The sequence below is a fragment of the Pseudoxanthobacter soli DSM 19599 genome (assembly GCF_900148505.1).
Classification (GTDB): domain Bacteria; phylum Pseudomonadota; class Alphaproteobacteria; order Rhizobiales; family Segnochrobactraceae; genus Pseudoxanthobacter; species Pseudoxanthobacter soli.
This window is the reverse complement of record NZ_FRXO01000001.1, coordinates 326,444-348,428: the sequence shown is the minus strand read 5'-3', so window position 1 is coordinate 348,428 and position 21,985 is coordinate 326,444. Positions and strand designations below refer to the sequence as shown.

At 66.5% G+C, this 21,985-nt stretch carries 23 protein-coding genes; 5 read left to right on the top strand and 18 right to left on the bottom strand.

Annotated features, from left to right (window positions below; all coding sequences use genetic code 11):
• Positions 1-404: 404 nt before the first annotated feature.
• The 7 genes from BUF17_RS01485 to BUF17_RS22815 all read right to left on the bottom strand — a co-directional run bounded on the left by BUF17_RS01485 (position 405) and on the right by BUF17_RS22815 (position 6,107).
• Complete coding sequence (locus BUF17_RS01485; RefSeq protein ID WP_073625433.1) at positions 405-1,511, bottom strand: branched-chain amino acid ABC transporter substrate-binding protein; 1,107 nt, start codon at positions 1,509-1,511, stop codon at positions 405-407.
• 139 nt (positions 1,512-1,650) lie between these two features.
• On the bottom strand, positions 1,651-1,998 hold the full coding sequence (locus tag BUF17_RS01480; RefSeq protein ID WP_073625432.1) for a DUF6867 family protein: 348 nt from the start codon (positions 1,996-1,998) through the stop codon (positions 1,651-1,653).
• Between the two features lie 70 nt (positions 1,999-2,068).
• Positions 2,069-2,836, bottom strand: coding sequence for an ABC transporter ATP-binding protein (locus BUF17_RS01475; RefSeq protein WP_073625431.1), 768 nt, complete (start codon positions 2,834-2,836; stop codon positions 2,069-2,071).
• Positions 2,833-3,675, bottom strand: coding sequence for an ABC transporter ATP-binding protein (locus BUF17_RS01470; RefSeq protein ID WP_073625430.1), 843 nt, complete (start codon positions 3,673-3,675; stop codon positions 2,833-2,835). Before BUF17_RS01470 ends, BUF17_RS01475 begins: the two co-directional genes overlap by 4 nt.
• Entirely contained in the window at positions 3,675-5,006 is a 1,332-nt protein-coding gene (gene livM, locus BUF17_RS01465) for a high-affinity branched-chain amino acid ABC transporter permease LivM (RefSeq protein WP_073625429.1), read from the bottom strand. The genes BUF17_RS01470 and livM overlap by 1 nt, the downstream gene beginning before the upstream one ends.
• Positions 5,006-5,929, bottom strand: coding sequence for an ABC transporter permease subunit (locus BUF17_RS01460; RefSeq protein WP_073625428.1), 924 nt, complete (start codon positions 5,927-5,929; stop codon positions 5,006-5,008). The genes livM and BUF17_RS01460 overlap by 1 nt, the downstream gene beginning before the upstream one ends.
• Before the next feature lie 25 nt (positions 5,930-5,954).
• The gene (locus BUF17_RS22815; RefSeq protein WP_175563583.1) at positions 5,955-6,107 is read right to left on the bottom strand and encodes a hypothetical protein; all 153 of its coding nucleotides are present in this window, start codon (positions 6,105-6,107) and stop codon (positions 5,955-5,957) included.
• Positions 6,108-6,596: 489 nt separating this feature from the next.
• Here BUF17_RS22815 and BUF17_RS01455 point away from each other — a divergent pair, with 489 nt between their 5' ends.
• Together BUF17_RS01455 and BUF17_RS01450 are read left to right on the top strand one after the other, a co-directional pair.
• Complete coding sequence (locus tag BUF17_RS01455) at positions 6,597-7,487, top strand: SMP-30/gluconolactonase/LRE family protein (protein WP_073625427.1); 891 nt, start codon at positions 6,597-6,599, stop codon at positions 7,485-7,487.
• Positions 7,488-7,667: 180 nt separating this feature from the next.
• Positions 7,668-9,155, top strand: a complete 1,488-nt coding sequence (locus BUF17_RS01450) for an amino acid permease (RefSeq protein WP_073625426.1) — start codon at positions 7,668-7,670, stop codon at positions 9,153-9,155.
• Positions 9,156-9,236: 81 nt separating this feature from the next.
• On the opposite strand, the gene BUF17_RS01445 is transcribed toward BUF17_RS01450, so the two are convergent.
• Complete coding sequence (locus BUF17_RS01445; RefSeq protein ID WP_073625425.1) at positions 9,237-10,514, bottom strand: L-fuconate dehydratase; 1,278 nt, start codon at positions 10,512-10,514, stop codon at positions 9,237-9,239.
• A 236-nt stretch (positions 10,515-10,750) separates the two neighbouring features.
• Here BUF17_RS01445 and BUF17_RS01440 point away from each other — a divergent pair, with 236 nt between their 5' ends.
• Positions 10,751-11,521, top strand: coding sequence for an IclR family transcriptional regulator (locus tag BUF17_RS01440; protein ID WP_073625424.1), 771 nt, complete (start codon positions 10,751-10,753; stop codon positions 11,519-11,521).
• 11 nt (positions 11,522-11,532) lie between these two features.
• Here the strand turns inward: BUF17_RS01440 and BUF17_RS01435 are convergent, their stop codons facing one another.
• Positions 11,533-12,645, bottom strand: coding sequence for a PLP-dependent cysteine synthase family protein (locus BUF17_RS01435; protein ID WP_073625423.1), 1,113 nt, complete (start codon positions 12,643-12,645; stop codon positions 11,533-11,535).
• Positions 12,646-12,835: 190 nt separating this feature from the next.
• Here BUF17_RS01435 and BUF17_RS01430 point away from each other — a divergent pair, with 190 nt between their 5' ends.
• The gene (locus BUF17_RS01430; RefSeq protein ID WP_073625422.1) at positions 12,836-13,162 is read left to right on the top strand and encodes a DMT family transporter; all 327 of its coding nucleotides are present in this window, start codon (positions 12,836-12,838) and stop codon (positions 13,160-13,162) included.
• Between the two features lie 190 nt (positions 13,163-13,352).
• On the opposite strand, the gene BUF17_RS01425 is transcribed toward BUF17_RS01430, so the two are convergent.
• The 9 genes from BUF17_RS01425 to BUF17_RS01385 form a co-directional block, all read right to left on the bottom strand.
• Positions 13,353-14,690 (bottom strand): S41 family peptidase, encoded by a 1,338-nt coding sequence (locus BUF17_RS01425; protein ID WP_073625421.1) that lies wholly within the window; start codon positions 14,688-14,690, stop codon positions 13,353-13,355.
• Positions 14,687-16,120, bottom strand: coding sequence for a murein hydrolase activator EnvC family protein (locus tag BUF17_RS01420; RefSeq protein ID WP_244530727.1), 1,434 nt, complete (start codon positions 16,118-16,120; stop codon positions 14,687-14,689). Before BUF17_RS01420 ends, BUF17_RS01425 begins: the two co-directional genes overlap by 4 nt.
• A gap of 243 nt (positions 16,121-16,363) precedes the next feature.
• The gene (gene rlmH / locus BUF17_RS01415) at positions 16,364-16,849 is read right to left on the bottom strand and encodes a 23S rRNA (pseudouridine(1915)-N(3))-methyltransferase RlmH (protein ID WP_073625420.1); all 486 of its coding nucleotides are present in this window, start codon (positions 16,847-16,849) and stop codon (positions 16,364-16,366) included.
• Between the two features lie 24 nt (positions 16,850-16,873).
• Complete coding sequence (gene rsfS, locus BUF17_RS01410) at positions 16,874-17,284, bottom strand: ribosome silencing factor (RefSeq protein ID WP_342185476.1); 411 nt, start codon at positions 17,282-17,284, stop codon at positions 16,874-16,876.
• 330 nt (positions 17,285-17,614) lie between these two features.
• A complete protein-coding gene (locus BUF17_RS01405) occupies positions 17,615-18,355 on the bottom strand; it encodes a (5-formylfuran-3-yl)methyl phosphate synthase (protein WP_073625419.1) in 741 nt (246 codons plus the stop codon).
• 261 nt (positions 18,356-18,616) lie between these two features.
• On the bottom strand, positions 18,617-19,090 hold the full coding sequence (gene folK, locus BUF17_RS01400; protein WP_073625418.1) for a 2-amino-4-hydroxy-6-hydroxymethyldihydropteridine diphosphokinase: 474 nt from the start codon (positions 19,088-19,090) through the stop codon (positions 18,617-18,619).
• Between the two features lie 31 nt (positions 19,091-19,121).
• Complete coding sequence (folB, locus tag BUF17_RS01395) at positions 19,122-19,487, bottom strand: dihydroneopterin aldolase (protein ID WP_073625417.1); 366 nt, start codon at positions 19,485-19,487, stop codon at positions 19,122-19,124.
• The gene (gene folP, locus BUF17_RS01390; protein WP_073625416.1) at positions 19,480-20,325 is read right to left on the bottom strand and encodes a dihydropteroate synthase; all 846 of its coding nucleotides are present in this window, start codon (positions 20,323-20,325) and stop codon (positions 19,480-19,482) included. The genes folB and folP overlap by 8 nt, the downstream gene beginning before the upstream one ends.
• A gap of 175 nt (positions 20,326-20,500) precedes the next feature.
• Entirely contained in the window at positions 20,501-20,881 is a 381-nt protein-coding gene (locus tag BUF17_RS01385) for a 4a-hydroxytetrahydrobiopterin dehydratase (RefSeq protein ID WP_073625415.1), read from the bottom strand.
• A gap of 246 nt (positions 20,882-21,127) precedes the next feature.
• On the opposite strand from BUF17_RS01385, the gene BUF17_RS01380 reads away from it, so the two are divergent.
• Positions 21,128-21,970, top strand: coding sequence for a triphosphoribosyl-dephospho-CoA synthase (locus BUF17_RS01380; RefSeq protein WP_073625414.1), 843 nt, complete (start codon positions 21,128-21,130; stop codon positions 21,968-21,970).
• Positions 21,971-21,985: the final 15 nt, after the last annotated feature.

The following is a 21,985-nucleotide window of genomic DNA, read 5'->3' as shown; positions in this document are numbered from 1 at the left end:
TCGACAGAAAATCGCTCCAGATTCAAAACCTTGAGCATATCCCGTGCAGATCGGTTCGATCTGCACGGGATATGCTCTAGACGGAAGCTGCCGTCCGAACGTCGAGATATGACCATTCGTTGCACGCGCGGGAAGGGGCGACGGTCGAAAGACCACACGAGAGGCGGGGAACATCGATGCGCCGGAGGTCGAATGCCCATCGCGAGAATCGAAAAGCCCCGGTTTGACCCGGGGCTTTTCGTCATTGACTGACCCGTTCGAAGCGACGGCCGATCAGCCTGATCGCCGGCTTCTATCGCGGTTCAGGAGCCTGCGCCGGTTACGGCCGTCCGAGCCTTGGAAGCCCGGACGGAACTCGGTTCCGGCGCTACGGTGTCCCCGGCTCAGCCGCCGGGATCACGCGATCAGCTCTTGAAGTAGTCGTACTTGCCGTCCTTCCACTCGTACATGACGTAGCCCGGCATCGTCACGTCGCCCTTGGAGTCGAACTTCAGGTCGCCGAGAACGGTCTTGAAGTCGCCGCTGGAGAGCGCCTTCACCACCGGCTCCAGATCCGTCGTGCCGGCAGCCTTCACGGCATCGGCCCACGCCTGGATCGCGGCATAGGTGTAGAGCACGTAGCCTTCCGGCTCGATGCCCTTCTTGCGGAACTCCTCGACGATCGGCGCGGCTTCCGGGTTCTTGCGCGGATCCGGCGAGAACGTCATCAGGGTGCCTTCGCCGGCCTTGCCGGTGATCGCCCAGTACTCGTCCGTCACGAGCGCATCGCCCGACACGACGACGGCATCCATGCCCTGCTCGCGCATCTGGCGCAGGATCAGGCCGGCTTCGGTGTGATAGCCGCCGATATAGACGACCTGCACGCCCGCCTGCTTCATCTTCGAGACGAGCGCGGTGTAGTCCTTTTCACCGGCGGTATAGGCCTCCCAGAGGACTTCCTTGCCGCCGGCTTCGTTGTAGTACTTGCGGGTCTCTTCGGCGAGGCCGAGGCCGTAAGCCGACTTGTCGTTCAGGATGGCGATCTTCTTGCCGGCGAAGTGATCGGCAAGGAACTTGCCGGCCACCTGGCCCTGCTGGTCGTCGCGACCGCAGACGCGGAAGATCATGTCGCCGGGGCGCTCGTCCGTGAACTTCGGATTGGTCGAAGCCGGCGAGATCATGATGATGCCTTCTTCGGCATAGACCGCGCTCGCCGGGATCGAGGAGCCCGAGCAGAACGCGCCGGCGACGAACTTCACGCCCTTGGAGGCGAGCTGGTTCGCGACCGCGACCGCCTGCTTCGGATCGCAGGCATCGTCACCGATCTCGAGAACGAGCTTCTCGCCGAGCACGCCACCGGCGGCGTTGATGTCGGCGACCGCCTGCTCGGCGCCCGCCTTCAGCTGCGCGCCGAACGAGGCGTACTGGCCGGTCATCGGGCCCTCGGTGGCGATCAGGATATCGGCCCACGCGGCGCTCGAAAGAATGGTGCTGAACGCCAGGGCGGCGCCAGCCAGCAGAACCTTCTTCATTCCCATAACTCCCTCTGGATAAGACGAAAATCGGTTCTTGGCAGTGGGCGGGCCTGAAGCCCGCCTTGACGGCATAGTGCCGCGTTTCAACGTCCGGCGGTATCGTCATGGGGACCGCCGGACGATCCCGTTCGCCGGCTCAGGCGCCGGCCTTCTCCCGCCACGAGAACGGGCCGGAGCGCTCGTAGAGCCAGCTATATTGCGTCGTCATCTGAAGCGTGCGGGTGTAACGCCACCCCGCAAGGCTCGCGATCAGATAGATGATATACGTCACGACCCAGTAATGCGCCGACAGCAGCGTGCCGTGGAACAGCGCGAACTGCAGGAACCGGATGCCGCAGGTCAGGAGCGCCATATAGAAGAACAGGATGCCGATCGGCTTCCATCCGCGCGCGATCGCCCTGCCCGTCATCCAGGCGCCGCCGCCGCCCAGCAGGACGGTGAGCACCAAGAAGGCGCCAAACGAACTTTCCCAGAGAATGCCCATGCCCCTCCCCGCTATCGTCCCGCGGTCGGGCCTGCGCCCGCCCGCTGCCGCATCGTGACCGGAACCGCGCTCAATGCCGTCCGCCTTCGAGATAGGCGGCCCGCACCTCTTCCCGGGCGAGCAGCTCGCGCCCGGTGCCGGACATCGTGATGGTGCCGTTCACCATCACGTAGCCGCGGTGGGCGAGTTTCAACGCATGATAGGCGTTCTGCTCGACGAGGAACACCGTCAAGCCTTCCGTCTCGTTCAGCATCCGGATCGCATCGAAGATCTGCTTCACGATCAGCGGCGCGAGGCCAAGCGAGGGCTCGTCGAGCAACAGGAGTTTCGGCCGGCTCATCAGTGCCCGCGCGATCGCCAGCATCTGCTGCTCGCCGCCGGAAAGCGTGCCGCCGCGCTGGTGGATGCGCTCCTTCAGGCGCGGAAACAGCGTGAACATGCGCTCCAGATCGGCATCGAAATGCGCGGGATCGCCCAGCACCGAGCCCATCTGAAGGTTTTCGAACACGGTCATGCGCGGAAAGATGCGACGGCCTTCAGGCGACTGCGCGATCTTCAGGCGCGCGATCTCGTGCATCGGCAGATGCGTGATCTCCGCGCCCTCGAACCGGATCGAGCCTTCGCGGGCTCGCGGGCTGCCGAACACCGTCATCATCAGCGTCGACTTGCCGGCGCCGTTCGCGCCGATCAGCGTGACGATCTCGCCGCGGTTGACGTCGAGATCGACCCCCTTCAGCGCGATGATCTTGCCGTAATAGGTCTTCACGCCGCGAACCTGCAGCAGCGCTTCCGTCGCCGCGGAGCGGGCCTGTGCACCGGCTTCCATCGTCAGGCTCATACTCCGACCTCCTGCTCCACGGCCTCGACCTCGTCGTCATCGACGCCGAGATAGGCCGCGATCACCTTCGGATCGTTGCGCACCTCGTCCGGCGAGCCGTCGGAGATCTTCTTGCCGTAGTCGAGCACCACGACGTGGTCGGAGATCTCCATCACCACGCTCATGTCGTGTTCGATGAGGAGCAGCGAGACCTGATGCTCCTTGCGGATGAACAGCAGCAGGTCATTCAGCTCCGCGGATTCCCGGGGGTTGAGGCCAGCCGCCGGTTCGTCGAGGCACAGAAGCTGCGGGCGGGTGCACATCGCGCGGGCGATCTCCAGCCGGCGCTGGGCACCGTAGGGCAGGTCCGCCGCCGGATCGTCGGCGCGCGCCAGCAGGCCGACGCGATCGAGCCAGTATTTGGCGCGGTCCAGCGCCTCGGCCTGGGCGCTACGGAATCCCTTGAGGCCGAAGATGCCGGCGATGGAGAACACCGAGGCCTTCATCAGCGCGCGGTGCTGCGCCACCATCAGGTTTTCCAGAAGCGTCATGCCGCCGAACAGGCGGATGTTCTGGAAGGTGCGCGCCACATGCGCCGTGCCGGAAATCTCGAAGTCCGGCATCCGCTCCAGCAGGAAGGTGTCGCCGGCGTCGCCGCGCACGGTCAGCCGCCCCTCGGTCGGCTTGTAGAATCCGGTGATGCAGTTGAACACCGTCGTCTTGCCGGCTCCGTTCGGGCCGATCAGCGCGGTGATGTCGCCGCGGCCGACATTGAACGACAGGTCTCCGACGGCCACGAGCCCGCCGAACCGCATGGTGAGGTGCTCGACGGTGAGCACGGGGTTCTGGTTCCAGCGCATCAGCCGTGCCCTTCCCCGACAAGAGAGGCGTCGATCGCCTTGGCCTTGCTACTGAGCGCGATGGTCGGCTTGCGGGAGGAGACCATGCCGCGCGGACGCCAGATCATGATCAGCACCATCGCGAGGCCGAACACCAGCATGCGGTATTCGTCGAGGCCGCGGAACAGTTCGAAGCCGCCGATCATGACAACAGCGGCGATGACGACGCCGATCTGGCTGCCGAGGCCGCCGAGCACCACGATCGCGAGGATCACGGCGGACTCGATGAAGGTGAACGATTCCGGCGAGATGAAGCCCTGGCGAGTCGCGAAGAACGAGCCGGCGAAGCCGCCGAACATCGCCCCGGTCGCGAACGCCGACAGCTTCGTGATGGTGGTGTTGATGCCGAGCGAGCGGCAGGCGATCTCGTCCTCACGCAGCGCTTCCCAGGCCCGGCCGACGGGCAACCGGCGCAGCCGTACCGTGGCGAAGGCCGTGATCAGGGCCAAGGCGAGGATCAGATAATAGAGGAAGATGATGCGGTGGATCGCGCTGAATTGCAGCCCGAACGTTGCCGCGAAACCCTCGGGGCTGCGGTCGAACTCGATGCCGAAGAAGCTCGGGCGCGGGATGCCGGAGATGCCGTTCGGGCCGCCGGTGAAATCAGCCCAGTTCAGGAGCACGATGCGGATGATCTCGCCGAATGCGAGCGTCACGATGGCGAGATAGTCGCCCCTGAGACGCAGCACCGGGAAGCCGAGCGTCATGCCCCAGCACGCGGCAAGAATGCCGGCGAGCGGCAGGCAGACCCAGAACGACCAGCCGAAATATTGGGCGAGCAGAGCGTAGGAATAGGCGCCGACCGCATAGAACGCCACATAGCCGAGATCGAGCAGGCCCGCGAGCCCGACCACGATGTTCAGGCCCCACCCGAGCATCACGTAGGTGAGCACAAGGATGGAAAGGTCGATGACGTATCGGCTCTGCGCCGGGAATGCGACGCCCGAGATAACCGGCAGAAAAACGGCGACGGCGAGGAGCAGCGGCCCGAGGACCTTGCCGATGGAGGCGAGCGCCGCCTGCCCGGGCACGATGGACGATAGCAACCCTGTCGCGGGCGAGTCCGTCTTGAATACGAACAGGTTCAGGAGAAGCCGGCCGACGAACACCACGGCGACCGCGATGCCGAGCGCCTGCCAGCGATAGGCCAGGATCAGGCCGCCGGTCGTCGTCTCGGTCTTGAGGCCGAGCATCGGTCCGAACAGGGCGAGCGCGACGACCGCGGAGATGATGGCGTCCTTCAGCGACGCCGCGAAGCGCCCGGAAGAGGATGAAGCGGAGGCGGATACCATCAGACCTTCTCCACCTCGGGTTTGCCGAGCAGGCCCGACGGCATGAAGATGAGCACGATGGCGAGAATGGAGAAGGCCGCCACGTCCTTGTACTCGATCGAGAAATAGCCGGACCAGAAGGTCTCGATCAGGCCGATCAGCAGGCCGCCGAGCATGGCGCCGGGCAGCGAGCCGATGCCGCCGAGCACCGCCGCCGTGAACGCCTTAACGCCCGCCACGAAGCCGATATAGAAGTCGATCACGCCGTAATAGAGCAGGTACATCAGCCCCGCGACCGCGGCGAGCGCCGCCCCCATCACGAAGGTGAGCGAAATGGTGCGGTCGACGTTCACGCCGAGCAGCGCCGCCATCTTCATATCCTGCTCGCAGGCGCGCTGCGAGCGGCCGAGCGAGGTGCGGGTGATGATGAACGTGAACGCCGACATCAGCACGATGGTCGTGGCCACGATCAGGATCTGGATGTTCGAGATCCGCACGACGAACCCGCCGGCATCGATGAGCGTGTAGCCGCCGGTCACGATCGGTTGCAGCGGCTTCACCCGGGCGTCCTGGGTGATCTGCACGAAGTTCTGCAGGGTGATCGACATGCCGATGGCGGTGATGAGCGGCGCGAGGCGGAACGAGCCGCGCAGCGGCCGGTAGGCGATGCGCTCAACCGTCCAGCCCCAGACCGAGGTCAACACCATCGCGATCACCAGGACCAGCGCCAGTGCCAGCACGAGCACGCCGATACCGCTCGCGGCGGTCAGCCCCAGACCGACGATGATAATCAGAGCGATGAACGAACCGACCATGAAAATATCGCCATGCGCGAAGTTGATCATGCCGATGATGCCATAGACCATCGTATAACCAATGGCGATCAGACCATAAATCGATCCGAGAGCAACGCCGTTGATGAGCTGCTGCAGGAAATAATCCATGAGAAACTGCTAACCTCTGGAGGCGTCAGGGCAGACAGCCCTGCGGCTGGTTGAGCATTTCGTTGTTTGTCTTCGTATAGACATATTCGGCGAAACCGCAACTCCCAAGAGTGGAGGTGGCCGTGGATGAAACCGTCCCCATCCGCAACGCCACCGGCCGCCGGTCGGCCATCGCCATGCAAATCCCCTGCCGGAACCGGCTGGGACCGCCGCGACGCAGGACACGCCCATCTCGGACCGGGCGTCGGAAGGCCTCGGCCAGCCACGATACTGGAAAAGGGAGGAGCGAAGCGGTGACGACTGCGGCCCCGCCGGGGACAACCGGCGAGTTGGGAAGCATATGGAGGGGGAAGGCGCTTCCCGGCAAACGGGTCTCCGCTGCAATCGTCTGTCGCCACGCAGGAATGCGAGGTCGCCTGTTCGCAATCGAACGATCAGCCCAAATCCTCCCCCCGTCGGCGTCGTTCGTCAACGGCGTCAGCGACACTCTTTTGCCAAAATGCGACAACCGTGGATCACGAGTGCCACAATCCGCCCATGCTGGCGCCGTCATCGCCCTCTTGACCTCGCCACCGGCTCAGCCCACCGTCTGACCGCGATGCGGGCATTTAAGTCCCATAAAACAGAGGCTTCCGGGCCAGGCGGCCACGGTGAGAAGGAACACAGGATGGCGATCGACAAATCCGTGGTCTGCGTTGTGCCGACGGGCGACCGCTGCGGAGAGGGGGCCGTCTGGTCCGCCGACGAGCGGGCGCTCTACTGGACGGACATCAACCGCTTCCTCATCCACCGGCTGAGGCCTGCGGACAACTCCGTTCACACCTGGATGTTCGACGAGCCGGTGGTGGCCCTCGCGCTCACCTCGCAGCCGGGCACGATGCTGGTGGCGCTCGGCTCCCGAATCATTCTCTGGCGGCCGGCAGGCGATGAACGCCGCGATCACGGCTTTACCCTGCCCGGCAGCCCTGCGGTGCGGCTCAACGACGGCCGTCCCGATCCCGCCGGCCTATTCTGGGTCGGCTCCATGCGCAACAATGTCGGACCGAATGGCGAGGACCTGCCCGCCGGCGGCACGGACGGGGTGCTCTACCGCATCGCGCGCAACGGCGAGGCGACGGTATGGCGGCGCGACCTCGGCATCGCCAACACTCTGTGCTGGAGCCCGGATCGGCGCACCTTCTATTTCGCAGACACCCTCGCCAACGAAATCCGCGCCTACGACTACGACCCGGACTCCTCCGAGATCGCCAACGAGCGCCCGTTCTTTTCCGGCTTCGAGCGCGGTTCCCCCGATGGCTCGGCCATCGACTCGCGCGGCTATGTCTGGAACTGCCGCTATGGCGGGCAGTGCATCGTGCGGATCGCGCCTGACGGGCAGATCGACCGCATCATCGAGATGCCGGTGCGCAACATCACCACCTGCACGTTCGGCGGGCCGGACCTGAAGACACTCTACATCACGACCGCGTCGGATCCCGGCGACCGGCTCGGCGGCAGCCTTTTCTCGCTCGCCGTCGACGTACCGGGCCTGCCGGAGCACCGCGTCCTTCTCGGCTGATCCCGGGCGATTTCATTTGCACACGAGTGGCCCACCGATTGCATGGCTCACCTTGCCGTGATCGGGAGGGCTGCTTCGCTCCCCTCGCGGTGACCGGATATCGGCTCGTGGCCGCGACGGCAGGCGTGTTCTTCGCTGCGCACCGTCCGCCGCCGCATTTTCTCAGGGGACGTGGGCAAGATGGATACACAACCGACGGGCATCACCTATGAACGGGTGGATGTCGCCTATTTCGAGAAGCGGGGGCTGAAGCGCTACGCCGGGGTGGCATCGCTTTGGGCGCTCGGGGTGGGCGCCGTGATCTCGGGCCACTTCTCGGGCTGGAACCTGGGCCTCGCGTCCGGCGGCTGGGGAGGCATGTTCATCGCCGCGGTCCTGATCGCGGTCATGTATCTCGGCCTCACCTTCTCGATCGCCGAAATGTCGCCCGCCCTGCCCCACACCGGGGCGGCCTATTCGTTCGCCCGCACCGCCATGGGCCCCTGGGGCGGCTTCATCACCGGTCTCTGCGAGAACGTCGAATATGTCATCACCCCGGCCGTGGTGGTGTTCTTCATCGGCTCCTATCTCGGCTCGATCTTCGAGACCCCGGTCGAGTTCCAGCCGGTCTACTGGATCTTCGGCTATGTCGTGTTCGTCGGCCTCAACGTCGTCGGCGTGGAGCTGTCGTTCAAGGTCACGCTGGTCGTCACCTTGCTTGCGCTCGCCTGCCTCGTTGCCTTCTGGGTCAGTGCCTTTCCTGTGGTCGATTTCTCCCGCTGGGCGCTCAACGTGGCGGCTGACGGCACGGAGCTGCCGAACGGTGGGGGACCGTTCCTGCCTCACGGCATCGGCGGCGCGCTCGCGGCGATGCCGTTCGCGGTGTGGCTCTTCCTCGCCATCGAGCAGCTTCCGCTCGCCGCCGAGGAATCCGTCGATCCCAAGCGCGACATGCCGCGCGGCATCATCCTCGGCATCCTGACGCTGATCATCTCGGCTTTCATGATCCTGTGGCTGAATTCCTCGGTGCCGAACGGTACGTTCGCGCTCGCCACCTCCGGCGAACCGCTACTCGACGGCTTCCGTGCCATCTACGGCGACGGCCTCGCCAAGGTGCTGGCGCTCGTCGCCGTCATCGGCCTCATCGCCAGCTTCCACACCATCATCTATGCCCAGGGCCGGCAGATCTATTCGCTGTCGCGCGCGGGCTACTTCCCGCGCTGGCTCTCCATCACCCACGGCACGCGCAAGACGCCGCATGTGGCGATGCTCGCCGGCGCACTGGTCGCGCTGGTTCTGATGTTCGCGGTGTGGTTCTCGGTCGGCGCGGCGGAAGGCTCCGCCATCATCGGCGGCACGCTCCTCAACATGGCGGTGTTCGGCGCCATGCTGTCCTACATCATGCAGGCGCTGTCCTACATCATCCTGAAGCGCACGCATCCCCACATCGAGCGGCCCTACAAGAGCCCGTTCGGCGTGGTGGGCGCCGGGCTGACGATCATCATCGCCATCGTCACCCTCGGCTTCCAACTCTCCGATCCGACGTATCGGGCCGGCGTCATCGGCGTCGCCATCTGGTTCGCGCTCGGCATCGTCTATTTCGCCATTGCCGGCCGCCACAAGCTGGTGCTGTCGCCGGAGGAAGAGTTCGCGCTCTCCAAGGGCGAGGCGGAATACAAGACCTATTGACGAAAACGGCGCCGGACGGGTTCCGTCCGGCGCCACCAACATTTGTTCCGGGCCGCCGCGCGGCCGGAGTCGCGCTGAAGCTCAGCCCGCGAAGACGTGCTTGAGGATCGAGGCCGGCTTCATCTCGATGGAGAAGCCCGGCCGCTTCGGCGGCATGTAGGCCGCATTTTCGATCACGCACGGCTCGACGAAGTGCTCGTGCAGATGGTCGACGAACTCGATCACCCGGCCTTCCTTGGTGCCCGAGACGCACAGATAATCGATCATCGACAGGTGCTGCACATATTCGCACAGGCCGACGCCGCCGGCGTGCGGCCACACCGGCAGCCCGTGCTTGGCCGCCATCAGCAGCACCGCGAACACCTCGTTCAGCCCGCCCAGCCGGCAGGAATCGATCTGAACGACGTCGATCGCCCCTTCCATGATGAACTGCTTGAACATGATGCGGTTCTGGCACATCTCGCCGGTCGCCACCTTCACCGGCGAAACGGCCTGGCGGATGCGGCGATGGCCGGCGACATCGTCGGGGCTCGTCGGCTCCTCGATGAAGAACGGCTTGGCGAAGGCCAGATCGGCCATCCAGTCGATCGCCTGGCCGACTTCCCAGACCTGGTTGGCATCGATCATCAGGTAGCGGTCGGGACCCAACACCTCGCGGGCGATGGCAAGGCGGCGGATATCGTCGGCCCGGTCGCGGCCGACCTTGAGCTTGATGTGATCGAAGCCGGCATCCACCGCCTCCTGCGCGAGCCGGCGCAGCTTCTCGTCGGAATAGCCGAGCCAGCCGGCCGAGGTGGTGTAGCAGGGATAGCCCTCGGCCTTGAGCGTCGCGATCCGTTCTGCCTTGCCGGCGTGCCGGGCGCGCAGAAGCTCCAGCGCCTCGTCGGGCGTGATGCAGTCGGTGATGTAGCGGAAGTCGACGATCTTGACGAGCTGCTCGGGCTCCATGTCGGCCACAAACTGCCACACCGGCTTGCCGGCCCGCTTCGCCATCAGGTCCCAGACGGCATTGACGACGGCACCGGTCGCAAGGTGGATGGCACCCTTGTCGGGGCCGATCCAGCGCAGCTGGCTGTCGCTCGTCACATGCCGCCAGAACCGGCCGGGATCCGCCTCGACCCAGTCGAGATCGAGGCCCACGACGAGATGGCGCATCGCGCGGATGGCATCGCAGCAGATGTCATTGCCCCGGCCGATGGTGAAGGTCAGGCCGTGGCCTTCCAGCCCGTCTTCGCCCGTCGAGAGCACGACATAGGCGGCCGAATAGTCCGGATCGGGGTTCATCGCGTCCGAGCCGTCGAGCGACAGCGAGGTCGGGAAGCGCAGGTCGAACACCCGCATGTCTTTGATGACGGTCATGGGTCTTCCTTCGAACGGCCGCCGCGCGGCCTTGCGGGGTTGTCCGGACCGACGTCGCCGGCCGGTCCGACGTTCATGAGCGCGCGACGATGGATCGCCGCCGCAGACAGGGCCGCGGAACCGCTTGCGGCATCGTCTCATATTTGAAACTATTATTCGCAGGTAATCCGATCCGTCGGCGACGGTCAACGCCGCAGGAGGTGTGTCGCGATGTTTTTTTCCTGTAAAGGCCCGACATGAGCGGTGAGGAGGCGGAACGCTACCGCGCGCCGGCGCTCGACAAGGGGCTGGACATCCTGGAACTGCTCGCGGGGACCGAGGAGGGGCTGACCCAGGCGGAAATCGCCAAGGCTCTCGGCCGCACGCCGAACGAGATCTACCGCATGCTCGACCGGCTGGTGCGGCGCGGCTATGTCTCCCGCTCCTCCGGCGACCTCTATGAGCTGAGCCTCAAGCTGTTCGCCCTCGCCCACCGGCACGAGCCGATGCGTCGGCTGGTCTCCCATGCCATGCCGGTGATGCGCCGCTTCGCCCGCGAGGCCGGGCAGGCCTGCCATCTCGCGGTCTATGACCGTGGCGCGGTCATCGTCGTCGCGCAGGTGGATTCACCGGAATACTGGAGCCTCGGCGTTCGGGTCGGCGCCCATCTCGGCCTGCTCGGCACCGGCTCAGGCCAGGCGCTCCTCGCCTTTTCGACGCCACGCGAACGGGCTTTCATGCTCGAGGAATACGAGCGCCTGCCGCACGACCATGCGCCGGTGGATCTTGACCGTCGCCTCGACGCCTTGCGCCGCGACGGCTACGCCGCCACCGACAGCCAGCAGATCGAGGGCGTGCGCAATCTCTCGATCCCGATCCTCGGTCCGCAGGGCACGGCCATCGCGGCCCTCACCTGCCCTTATCTGAGGCGCATCGACGTCGCCGGCGAGGCGGATCGCGACCGCGTGCTGAAGCTGCTCGCGGAAACGGGACGGGAGATCGCCCGCTCCGCCGGCACCGCATCGTGATCGGCGCCGTCTTACTCGGACAGCGGCACGCCCTTCAGCAGGAAATCGTCGATCTCGGCTCTGGCCGCCGCTAGATCGAGGCCCTGCGTGGCGATCCAGGTCTCGTCATAATAGGTCGAGCGGTAGCGGTCGCCGGAATCGCACAGGAGCGTCACCACCGAGCCGGTCTCGCCCCGCGCCATCATCCGCGAGATGATGCGCGCGGTCGCCCAGATGTTGGTCCCGGTCGAGCCGCCGCACGGCTTGCGGATGACGTCGCTGATGGCGCGCATCGCGGCAAGGCTCGCGGCATTCGGCACCGCGATCATGCAGTCCACCAGTTCCGGCAGGAACGAGGGTTCCACGCGCGGACGGCCGATCCCCTCGATGCCCGGCCCCGGACAATCGAGTTCCATCACCGAGGGATCGACGAAGTGGCGGTGAAACACCGAGCTTTCGGGATCGGCGACACAGAGCCGCGTGTCGAAGCGGCGATAGCGGATATAGCGGCCGAGGGTGGCCGAGGTGCCCCCCGTGCCGGCGCTGCAGACGAGCCAGCTCGGCACAGGCGCGGGTTCGGCCGACATCTGGCGGAACAGCGATTCGGCGATGTTGTTGTTGCCGCGCCAGTCCGTCGCCCGCTCGGCGAACGTGAACTGGTCGAGATAGTAGCCGCCGGTCTCGGCGGCGAGCCGCTCCGCCGCGCCGTAGACCTCCTTGGGGCCGTCGACGAAGAACACCTCGCCGCCCTGGTCCTCGATCATCCGCACCTTTTCCGACGATGTCGAGCGCGGCACCACGGCGATGAACCGGCTGCCGATCAGCCGGGCGAAATAGGCCTCCGACACCGCCGTCGAACCGCTGGAAGCTTCGATCAGCGTGGTGCGCGGGCCGACGCGGCCGTTGCAGAGCGCATAGAGCATCAGCGAGCGCGCGAGCCGATGCTTCAGCGAGCCGGTGGGATGGCTCGACTCATCCTTGAGATAGAGGTGGATGCCGGGGATCGGCAGGTCGACCTTGATGAGATGGGTATCCGCCGAGCGGTTGTAGTCGGCCTCGATGCGGGCGATCGCCTGATGGATCCAGGCCCGATCGGCATCCCGCACGTCGGCGTTTTCGGAACCGGAAGGCGCCAGGAAACACATCAAACACACTCCGAAAACCATCACGCCCGGTCGAACCGGGATGGGATTCCCAAATAGCGTGCTTTCGGGGACTTGTCGTCCGGCGATCGCCATCGGTGGGGACTCTTCGCTCCCTGCTTGGGCTTTCACGCCGCCGTGAAGCAGGCCACACTCTCCGGCCTCGCCTCAAGCCGGTTCCAGGAACAGTCCCATGCCCTATGTCTATCTCGGAATTGCCATCGTCGCCGAGGTGATCGCAACAAGCGCGCTGAAGGCCTCGGAGGAGTTCACCCGGCTCTGGCCGTCGCTTTTGGTGGTCGCGGGCTACGGCATCGCCTTCTACATGCTGACGCTGTCGCTGCGCACCATCCCTGTCGGCGTCGCCTATGCGATGTGGTCCGGACTCGGCATCGTCCTCGTGGCCGGTGTCGGCGTCATCCTCTACGGCCAGAAGCTCGATCTTGCGGCCGTTGCCGGCTTCGCGCTGATCGTCGCCGGCTGCCTCGTGCTCAACCTCCTGTCGAATGTCGGCCACTGATCCGGATTGCTTAGAGTGCTTTCCGATCTGATGGAATCATCAGATCGACAAGAAATCGCTCCAGATTTATAAGCTTGAGCACATCCTGATCGTTCAGATCGGCTCGATTTGAACGGGATATGCCCCGGCCGGAAACGCAAACGGCCGCGGGACTGCCCCGCGGCCGCGCATCCTTTCTCGGAAAGCCGGTTCAGTTCGGAACCGGCGTCTCCGGATTCGGCGGGAAGTTCTTGTTGGCCTGCACGCCGCGCAGAAGGTCGAGCGCGGTGTTGAGCTGCTTGTCCTTCTTCGGGTCCTCCGGCACGTAGGCCTGAGAGGGCGAGAGCGTTTCCTTGCCGTCCTCGGCCTGAAGATGGCCCGGCCGGGTGGCCTCGCCCTTGACCTCGACCTTGTCCTTCAGCTCGTCCGGAACGTCCTGCAGCACCTCGATGTCGGGCTCGATGCCCTTCGCCTGGATCGAGCGGCCCGAGGGCGTGTAGTAGCGCGCGGTCGTCAGGCGGATCGCGCCGTTCGAGCCGAGCGGGATGATGGTCTGCACAGAGCCCTTGCCGAACGAGCGGGTGCCGAGGATCGTCGCGCGGCGGTGATCCTGCAGCGCACCGGCCACGATCTCGGACGCCGAGGCCGAGCCGCCGTTGACGAGCACGATCACCGGCTTGCCGCTGGCGAGGTCGCCCGGACGCGCATTGAAGCGCTGGGTGTTCTCGGCGCCGCGGCCGCGCGTGGAGACGATCTCGCCCTTGTCGAGGAAGTCGTCGGCCACCGTGATGGACTGCGTCAGCAGGCCGCCGGGATTGTTGCGCAGGTCGACGATGTAGCCCTTCAGCTTGTCGGCCGGGATCTTCTTGTTGATGTCGGCGATGGCCTTCTCCAGGCCGTCGCCGGTGTTCTCGGTGAACTCGTTGATCTTGATGTAGCCGACGTCGTCCTCGGTCCGCCAGTGCACCGACGGAATCACGATCCGGTCGCGCACGATCTTGAACTCGAGCGGCTTCTCCTGGTTGGTTCGCTTGATCTCAAGCGTCACCGGCGTCTTCACCGGTCCGCGCAGCTTGTCCACCGCCTCGTCCAGGGTCACGCCCTCGAGCGACTTGCCGTCGACGGAGAGAATCACGTCGCCGGAGAGCACGCCGGCCTTCTGCGCCGGGGTGCCCTCGATCGGAGACACGACCTTCACCTCACCGTTCTCCATCAGCACCTGGATGCCGAGGCCGCCGAACTCGCCGCTGGTCTTGACATTCATGTCCCGCTGCTTGTCCGGCGGCAGGTACTCGGAATGCGGATCGAGGGACGTGAGCATCGCCTTGATGGCCGCCTCGACCAGCTTGGCGTCATCGGGCTCCTCGACATAATCGGCGCGAATCCGCTCGAACACGTCACCGAACAGGTTGAGCTGCCGGTAGACATCCGAGGACGATGAGGCCGCATACGCGATACCGGCCGGCTGGAAACGCGGCACCGTCGCCACCAGCGTCAGTCCCGCGCCGAGCACGATGCCCGCGCCGATGAGAGTGAGCCTGCCAGTCATCCGCGTACCTCTTGCTCGCCCGCCGCCGCCCACCAGGGGGCGGGATCGATCGGAGCGCTGTCCTTCCGAAGCTCGACATATAGTGACGATTGCGGCTGAGCCTTGGCCGCCGCAGCCGCGTTCGCGAAAATCTGACCGGCCACGGTCCCGACCGGCTCGCCCGCGAGCACGAACTGGCCAAGGTCCACGTCGATGCGGTCCATCCCCGCCAACAGCATATGATATCCGTCGCCAAGGTTCAGGATCAAGATCTTGCCGTAGGAACGGAAGGGTCCGGCATAGACGACCCATCCGTCGGCCGGCGCGGAGACCTGCGCGCCCGGTGCGGCGCCGATGACGATGCCCTGACGCTGGCCGCCATAGCCGTCGTCATCGCCGAATTTCGACTCGATGGGGCCCGCCGCCGGATAGGGCAGGTGACCGCGCGTCGAGGCAAAGGCGACCGCGGGTGCAAGCCGCGAGGGATCGCCCGCGCTCGGCCGCGCGCCCGACGAGGCGGCGCGGGCATCGTCGGCCGCCTTGCGAGCCGTCGAGAGGTCGCGCTCCAGCGTGCCGATCAGGCCTTGCAGCGACGTCGCCCTGGAGGCGAGTTCCTCAGCGGCGGCCCGCTCGGCGTTCAGTTGCTCCGCGGACGTGTCGCGTGCCTTGCGCTTCTCCTCGACGAGCAGGCTCAGGCGTTCCCGCTCCTCGGCGAGCTTCTCGGCATCCTTGGCAAGGCGCGCGCGCTCGGTGCGCGCATCGCGGCCGAGGCGGGCGATCTCCTGGAGATCGGCGGCGAGGCCGTCGGCCTGGATGCGGATTTCCGGCAGCACCGCACCGAGCAGCATGGCGCTGCGCACCGCGCTGCGGGCGTCGGCCGCATCGACGGCGATCGCCGGCGGCGGCTGCCGGCCGATGCGCTCCAGCGTGGCGATGATCTCGGCCAGCGTCGCCCGGCGGGCATTGAACGACGCGCGCACGCTGTCGGCCTGCGTTTCGATCTCGGCGATGCGCGATTCGGTCGCCGCCATGGTCTTCTCGAGTTTCGAGCGCCGCTCGCCGACATCGAGAATCGCCTGGTTGAGACGCGTCCGGTCCTGGTCGAGAGCGGCGATCTCGTGGGCGAGTTCGGCCTGCCGTTCGGCATTGACGCGAATGGTCTGGTTGAGCGCCGACAGTTCGCGAACGCGCTTCTGGCGCTCCTGCACCGGATCGAGCGGCGCGGCGGGCTGTGACGCAGCGCCCGCGCTTGCCGCCGGGGCGTCGGTCGGGTTCGCCGCGGTCGGCGGGATCGCCGGATCCTCTTCCGTCGCCCACCCCGGATGCAGCGGCGCCAGCACACAAAGACAGAAGGCGCCGACGGCGACGATGCTCCGTCGGGCGGTCCGGAGCTCCCTGCCCGCCCGCTTCGGCAGCCGATCGATCGCTTGGACGGCAGCCTCTGGGATCAAGACATGCTTTCCATCTTCAGGAGCGCCGCCTGGGGTTGAGCGGCGATCGACGGGAAGATCCGCGGGATACAAAACCCTGAAATCTGCGTCGCGTCCGGCTGCCCTGGGGTGGGCCTGCCCGGCAGCATCCGGACGGGGCGCGCCGGAAGACCCGTCGGGCATCCATCGCGATCTCTCTCGTCGATACGACCGCCACGGTAAACGGTTCGTTACCGCCGCGCGAAACCGCCGGGGAATAGGCCCTCAACCGCCGCGATGATAGGGATGGCCGGAAATCAGCGTCACGGCGCGGTAGAGCTGTTCGGCCGCCATGATGCGCACGAGCTGATGCGGCCAGGTCATCGCGCCGAAGGCGAGCAGCAGGTCGGCTCGCTTGCGCAGCGCCTCGCCATGGCCGTCGGGTCCACCGATGATCAGCGCCAGGGTTCCGCGACCGCCGTCGCGAAATTTCGCGACGCGCTCCGCGAAGGCTTCGCTTGCAAGCGTCCCGCCCCGTTCGTCCAGCACCACCACGGCGGCACCGGCCGGCAGATGGCCGGCAAGCGCGGCCGCCTCTTCGTCGCGCCGGGCATCGGCCCGCGCGGCGCGGCTTTCCGCAAGCTCGATCACGTCGAACCCGGTCAGGCCGATCGCCGGCCCGGCCTTGGCGGCACGGTCGAGATAGCGCTCTGCAAGATCGCGCTCGGGGCCGGCCTTAAGCCGGCCGACCACGCACAACAGCACCCGCACGGAAGCCGCCTGCCCGAACCGGCGTCAGCCGGTGACCCGCGGAGCAGCGGGAGCGTCGGCCGACCACATCTTTTCGATGTTGTAGAACTGGCGCACCTCGGGGCGGAAGACGTGGATGATCACGTCGCCGGCATCGAGCAGCACCCAGTCGCACTGCGGCAGGCCCTCGACCCGCGGGGAGCCGAAACCGGCTTCCTTGAGATCCTTGATGATGTGGTCGGCGATGGCGCCGACATGACGATGGGACCGGCCCGACGCCACCACCATGTGGTCGGCAAGCGAGGTCTTTCCGGCGATGTCGATGGAGACCACGTCTTCCGCCTTGGAATCGTCGAGGCTCGCAAGGACGGCTTCGATCGAGGTCGTCGCATCGGCGAGGCTGCGTGTGGTCGCCTTGCCGGCGGACAGCGGATCGAGCGTTTCGGAAACGCTCACGTCTTCGGCGTTGAATGCCATATTCAGCGGACTAGTCCTTTTGCCCGAATCCAACCGGGATTTCCTCCACGTTCCTCGCGAGCGCGACATGGCGCCGGCGATGGATGGCGCCGGTCGGCACCGGCGATGCCCGGGTCTCAACCCGGACTGCCTTCCGCGGGCGGAACAGACACCGCACGGGCGGAAGTGTCTTACCCTGCCGGTCGATGCCGCTTCGGCGCCGACCATTCTGATACACCAGTTGCAACATAGGGTGCCGACCGTGTCGCTTTCAAGACTTAAGGTCGGCATATTCCGCTTTGCAGGTCGGGTTTGCGCGGCCGGAACACATCAGGCCACGTTCCCACGCATCGCCGCGGCCCTGTCGATGACGGTTCTGAGGTCGTGGATGCGCGTTGCCGATAGCCGGCCGTTTCGGGTCGGCCCCTCGCAAGCCGCGCCGCGGAAGCCGAGCAGGCTGACGCCGGCGTGCACGAGCGACGGGATATCGGTCAGCCGGAGCGAACCGCCGACGCCGAGGAAAAGGCCGTTCCGCCGGCAGGCTTCGGCGAGGGCCGCGAGCCTCTCCGCCGAGGCATGGTCGAGAAGTCGCCCGCTCCCATGCTCCGACACTTCGAGCATGACGCCGGCAAAGCCGGCGGAGGCAAGAACAGGCAGCAGCCCGGCCTCCGCATCGCCTTCGGCGAACAGCACCGCAACCGGATGTGCTCCCCCGAGCGGAGCGGTGCCGATGGCCGCGATCACCGCTTCCAGTTCCATCCGCGGGGCCGATGCCGGCAGCCGGACCCGCACGTGATTGGCCCCGGCGGAGGCGAGCGCCGTTGCCGACAGGGCGAAGGCCGCGGCGTCCGTCGTCGGCAGATCGGCGACGGACGCGCTGACGATGCGGCGGCCCACCAGGAGGTGTGCGACATCGGTGACGAACGAGAGGTCGACGTCCCCCGCCCGGCCGGTCGAGGACCTTTCGAGGTTGATGATGTCAGCGCCCGAGGACAGGGCGAGCCTCGCCTCGGCGACGTCTCGAACGCTGACGAGCAACCCCGAACGCGCGGGAAAGATCGGTTCCGTCATGGTCGCCTCCCAGGTCCCTCCAACTCAACCACACCGTCGATCGGCCCGGCAGAAGCGGTGCCTGCGACGGAAGCGGACACGCGGCACGGCGCGCGCCGTCCAGGACCTTGCGCCACATGCACCTTGCACGACATGCACCGGCACGGCTTGCACCTGCACGGCAGAATTAAGACATAGATCGTCCAGCCTTACTCAAGCTTTGATTGGGCGCTCTTATCCCGCTGCGGCAGCATGCGATCACGACGGACGCGGCGTCGATTTTCACAATCTCGTGATGGTATCTGCCTCAACGCGTTCCAGCGCGGCAGCCACCGTGTCGCCGCCGATCGTAAGATCGGGCGCGATTTCCGCAAGCGGCACGAGCACGAAGGCGCGCTCCAGCATGTGCGGATGCGGCACGGAAAGACCCGGCTCGTCGATCGTCAGCCCGCCGTAGCTGAGGAGATCGAGATCGATGATGCGCGGCCCCCAGCGCACGTCCCTGCGCCGGCCGAGGGCGTGCTCTATTTCCAGGCAGCGGTCGAGCAGCGCGCGTGGCGCGAGCGCGGTCTCCAGAAGCACGCAGGCGTTCACGAACCAGTCCTGTTCGGCGAAGCCCCACGGCGCCGTCCGATAGTCGCCGGAGCGGGCGACGACGCGCAGGCCCGGGGTCCGCGCCAGCAGATCGATCGCGGCGGCGATATGGCCGCGCTTGTCGCCGATATTGCTGCCGAGGCTCACCGCCGCGATTTCCATCCCCGCCGCCGCTGGTCCGGACGGAAGCATGTCAGCCGCGCCGCCGCGTGACGGACACCTGCACATGGTCGAAATGTCCCGGAATCGGTGCGTTCGGCTTGCGCACGGTCACCGTCGCGGCCTGGATGCCGGGAAACTCGGCGAGCACGGCCGACGCGGCGCGTTCGGCGAGCGCTTCGATCAGGTGGGCGCGGCGTCCCGTCATCACGGCTTCGACAGCCCGGTAGAGCTTGGCGTAGCAGACCGTCTGGCGATAGTCGTCCGCCCGCGCCGCCGGACCGAGATCGGTCTCCACCACGATATCGGCGAAGAAGCGCTGACCAAGCTTCGCTTCCTCGTCCAGCACGCCGTGGTGGGCATAGAAATCCATGTTGGTGATGGTGATGGTGTCAGCCATGGCTTCCTCCGCGTCCGCCCCGGCGCACGATCGCGTCGGCCAGGCGGACGGCTTGAAGATGTTCGCGCACGTCGTGGACGCGTAGAATGTCGGCACCGCCCGCGACCGACAGCACGTGGGCGGCGATGGTTCCGGGCAGGCGCTCGCCCACCGGCGCACCCGAGAGATGGCCGATCAGCGACTTGCGCGAGGCGCCGACCAGAATCGGCAACCCGAGGACGCGCAGGGCCGGCAGTTCGGCGATGGCTCGCACGTTCTGGTCCGGCGTCTTGCCGAAGCCGATGCCGGGATCGAGAACGATCCGCGAGCGGGCGATGCCGGCTTCGTCGGCGATGGCGAGGGTCCGCTCGAAGAACGCCAGCATGTCGGCGACGATGTCGACGGCGGGGTCGACGGCGGCGCGGTTGTGCATCGCCACCAGGCCCGCGCCATGGCGCGCGACCACGGCCGCCATCCCGGCGTCCCGCTGCAGGCCCCAGATGTCATTGATGATCGCCGCACCAAGACCGAGCGCGCGCTCTGCGGTCGCCGCTTTGTAGGTGTCGACGGAGATCGGCACGCTCAGCCGGCCGGAGAGCCGGGTCAGCACCGGCTGCAGCCGCGCCCATTCCTCCTCGGCGGAGACGGCGACATGGCCCGGGCGGGTGGATTCACCACCGATATCGATGAAGTCGGCGCCCTCCGCTTCCATCTCCAGCGCGTGGGCCACCGCTGCGTCCAGGCTGTCGTACCGGCCGCCATCGGAAAAGGAATCCGGCGTGACGTTGAGGATGCCCATCAGGAGCGTGCGCTCGCCGGCGACATGGGCGACGCCGTCCAGATCGAGAACGCGCTTCATCGGGATGCCCGCCCTTCCCTTCTCGTGCCGGTGATCCGCATCGACAGGCTGCGCCGATAACGGATCGGCCGGTCGGCGGAGGGCGGGACAATACGCTTTCCCTGCGTCTCGGCAACTGCTGCGGCGACGCATGGGGTATGCAGGAAGCGAGGCGGACATCCGCCCCGCGCGCGGGTTAGATCGCGCCGTCGTCGTAGCGGATGTAGCTGCCGGCGGGCGGACCTTCGAGCGGCCCTCCCTCGCGGGCGGGCTGCCAGCCGATCACGTCCTCGATCCGCGCGGCGAGCGCGATGTCCTTGGCCGTGACACCGCCGGCGGAGTGCGTCGAGAGCCTTACCTCGACGGCGGCGAAGGAGACGGAGAGATCGGGATGATGCCAGGCAGCCTCGGCAAGGTGTGCGACAGCGTTCACGACTAGGATCGTGCCCTGCCATCCGGCGGTCCGGAACGTGCGGCGGATCGTGCCGTCCTCATGCCGCCACCGTGGCAGCCTGCGGGCGATCAGGCGGACGATTTCGGCCTCGTCCAGGAGGGTATCATGAGGCTCTGCAGGCATGACGGCACCTTTCTGCAACGGGCGTCGACGGAAACAGGAGCGTCACCCCCTATAATCCCGCTCGGGCTTCAATGCGGCAGTGGATCTCTCTCGCATGATGGTAAATGATTTCTCATGCCTTCCGCGAGATTCGCAGCCGCCTCAGCATCCCCCCGCGGAAGGATGCGTTGAATCCTCGATTTTGACGACCGTCCAGCTTTCCGCCGCGTCCGATTTTAATACCTTTCAATGCGATTGAATGCTGTCATGAATACAGACGTCGTTGCGAATGCGTTGCTCTCCGCTTACCGGGACGAACTTGCCGCCGTCACGCCCGGGACGGCGCGCCGTTCCGCTGACGGCCGCAGCATGACGCCGGCCGATTTCGTGTCGAGTGCGGAGGCGGCTGTCCCCGCACTCACCGAGACGGGCGCGCCGGTCGGCCGGCGCATCCTGAACGCCGTCGAGGCTTCGAGGGCAGGCATCGGGGCGATCACCGGCCTCGGCATCCTGCTGCTGTGCGCCCCACTCGCGGCCGCCTGCGAGCAGCCGGGTCCCGCACCGCTGCGCGAACGCATCTCCACGGTCCTGACGCACCTCGACAGGACCGACGCGGAAGACACCTGCCGCGCGTTGACGCTGGCGGAACCGAGCCGCAGCGCCGTCGTCCAGGGCCGCTTCACCCTGAAGCAAGCGATGCTGGCTGAAGCCGGCCGCGATCGCATCGCCCTGCAATATGCCTCGAACTACACCGACCTGTTCGTGTTCGGCCTTCCGGCCCTGGTGCGCGGGCTGAAGCGTGCGGCGCGCAGTGCTGAAACCGCCGCCGACGCCTTCCCGCTCGCCACCACGAGCCTTTTTCTCGGCTTCATGTCGGCCTTTCCGGACAGCCACATCGTCCGCACCCACGGGCCCGAGGCGGCGCGCAGCGTGATGGCCGATGCACGCCGGCTGCTCGGTGCCGGCGCCGCATTCGATCCCACGCGCCACCGCGAGGCGTTGCTTGCCTTCGATGCGGATCTGAGAGCCCGCGATCTCGATCCAATCACCACCGCCGACCTGACGGTGGCGACGCTGTTTCTCGCCCGCCTCGGTGCGGGGGCCGCCTGAGGCGGCATTCTCCGG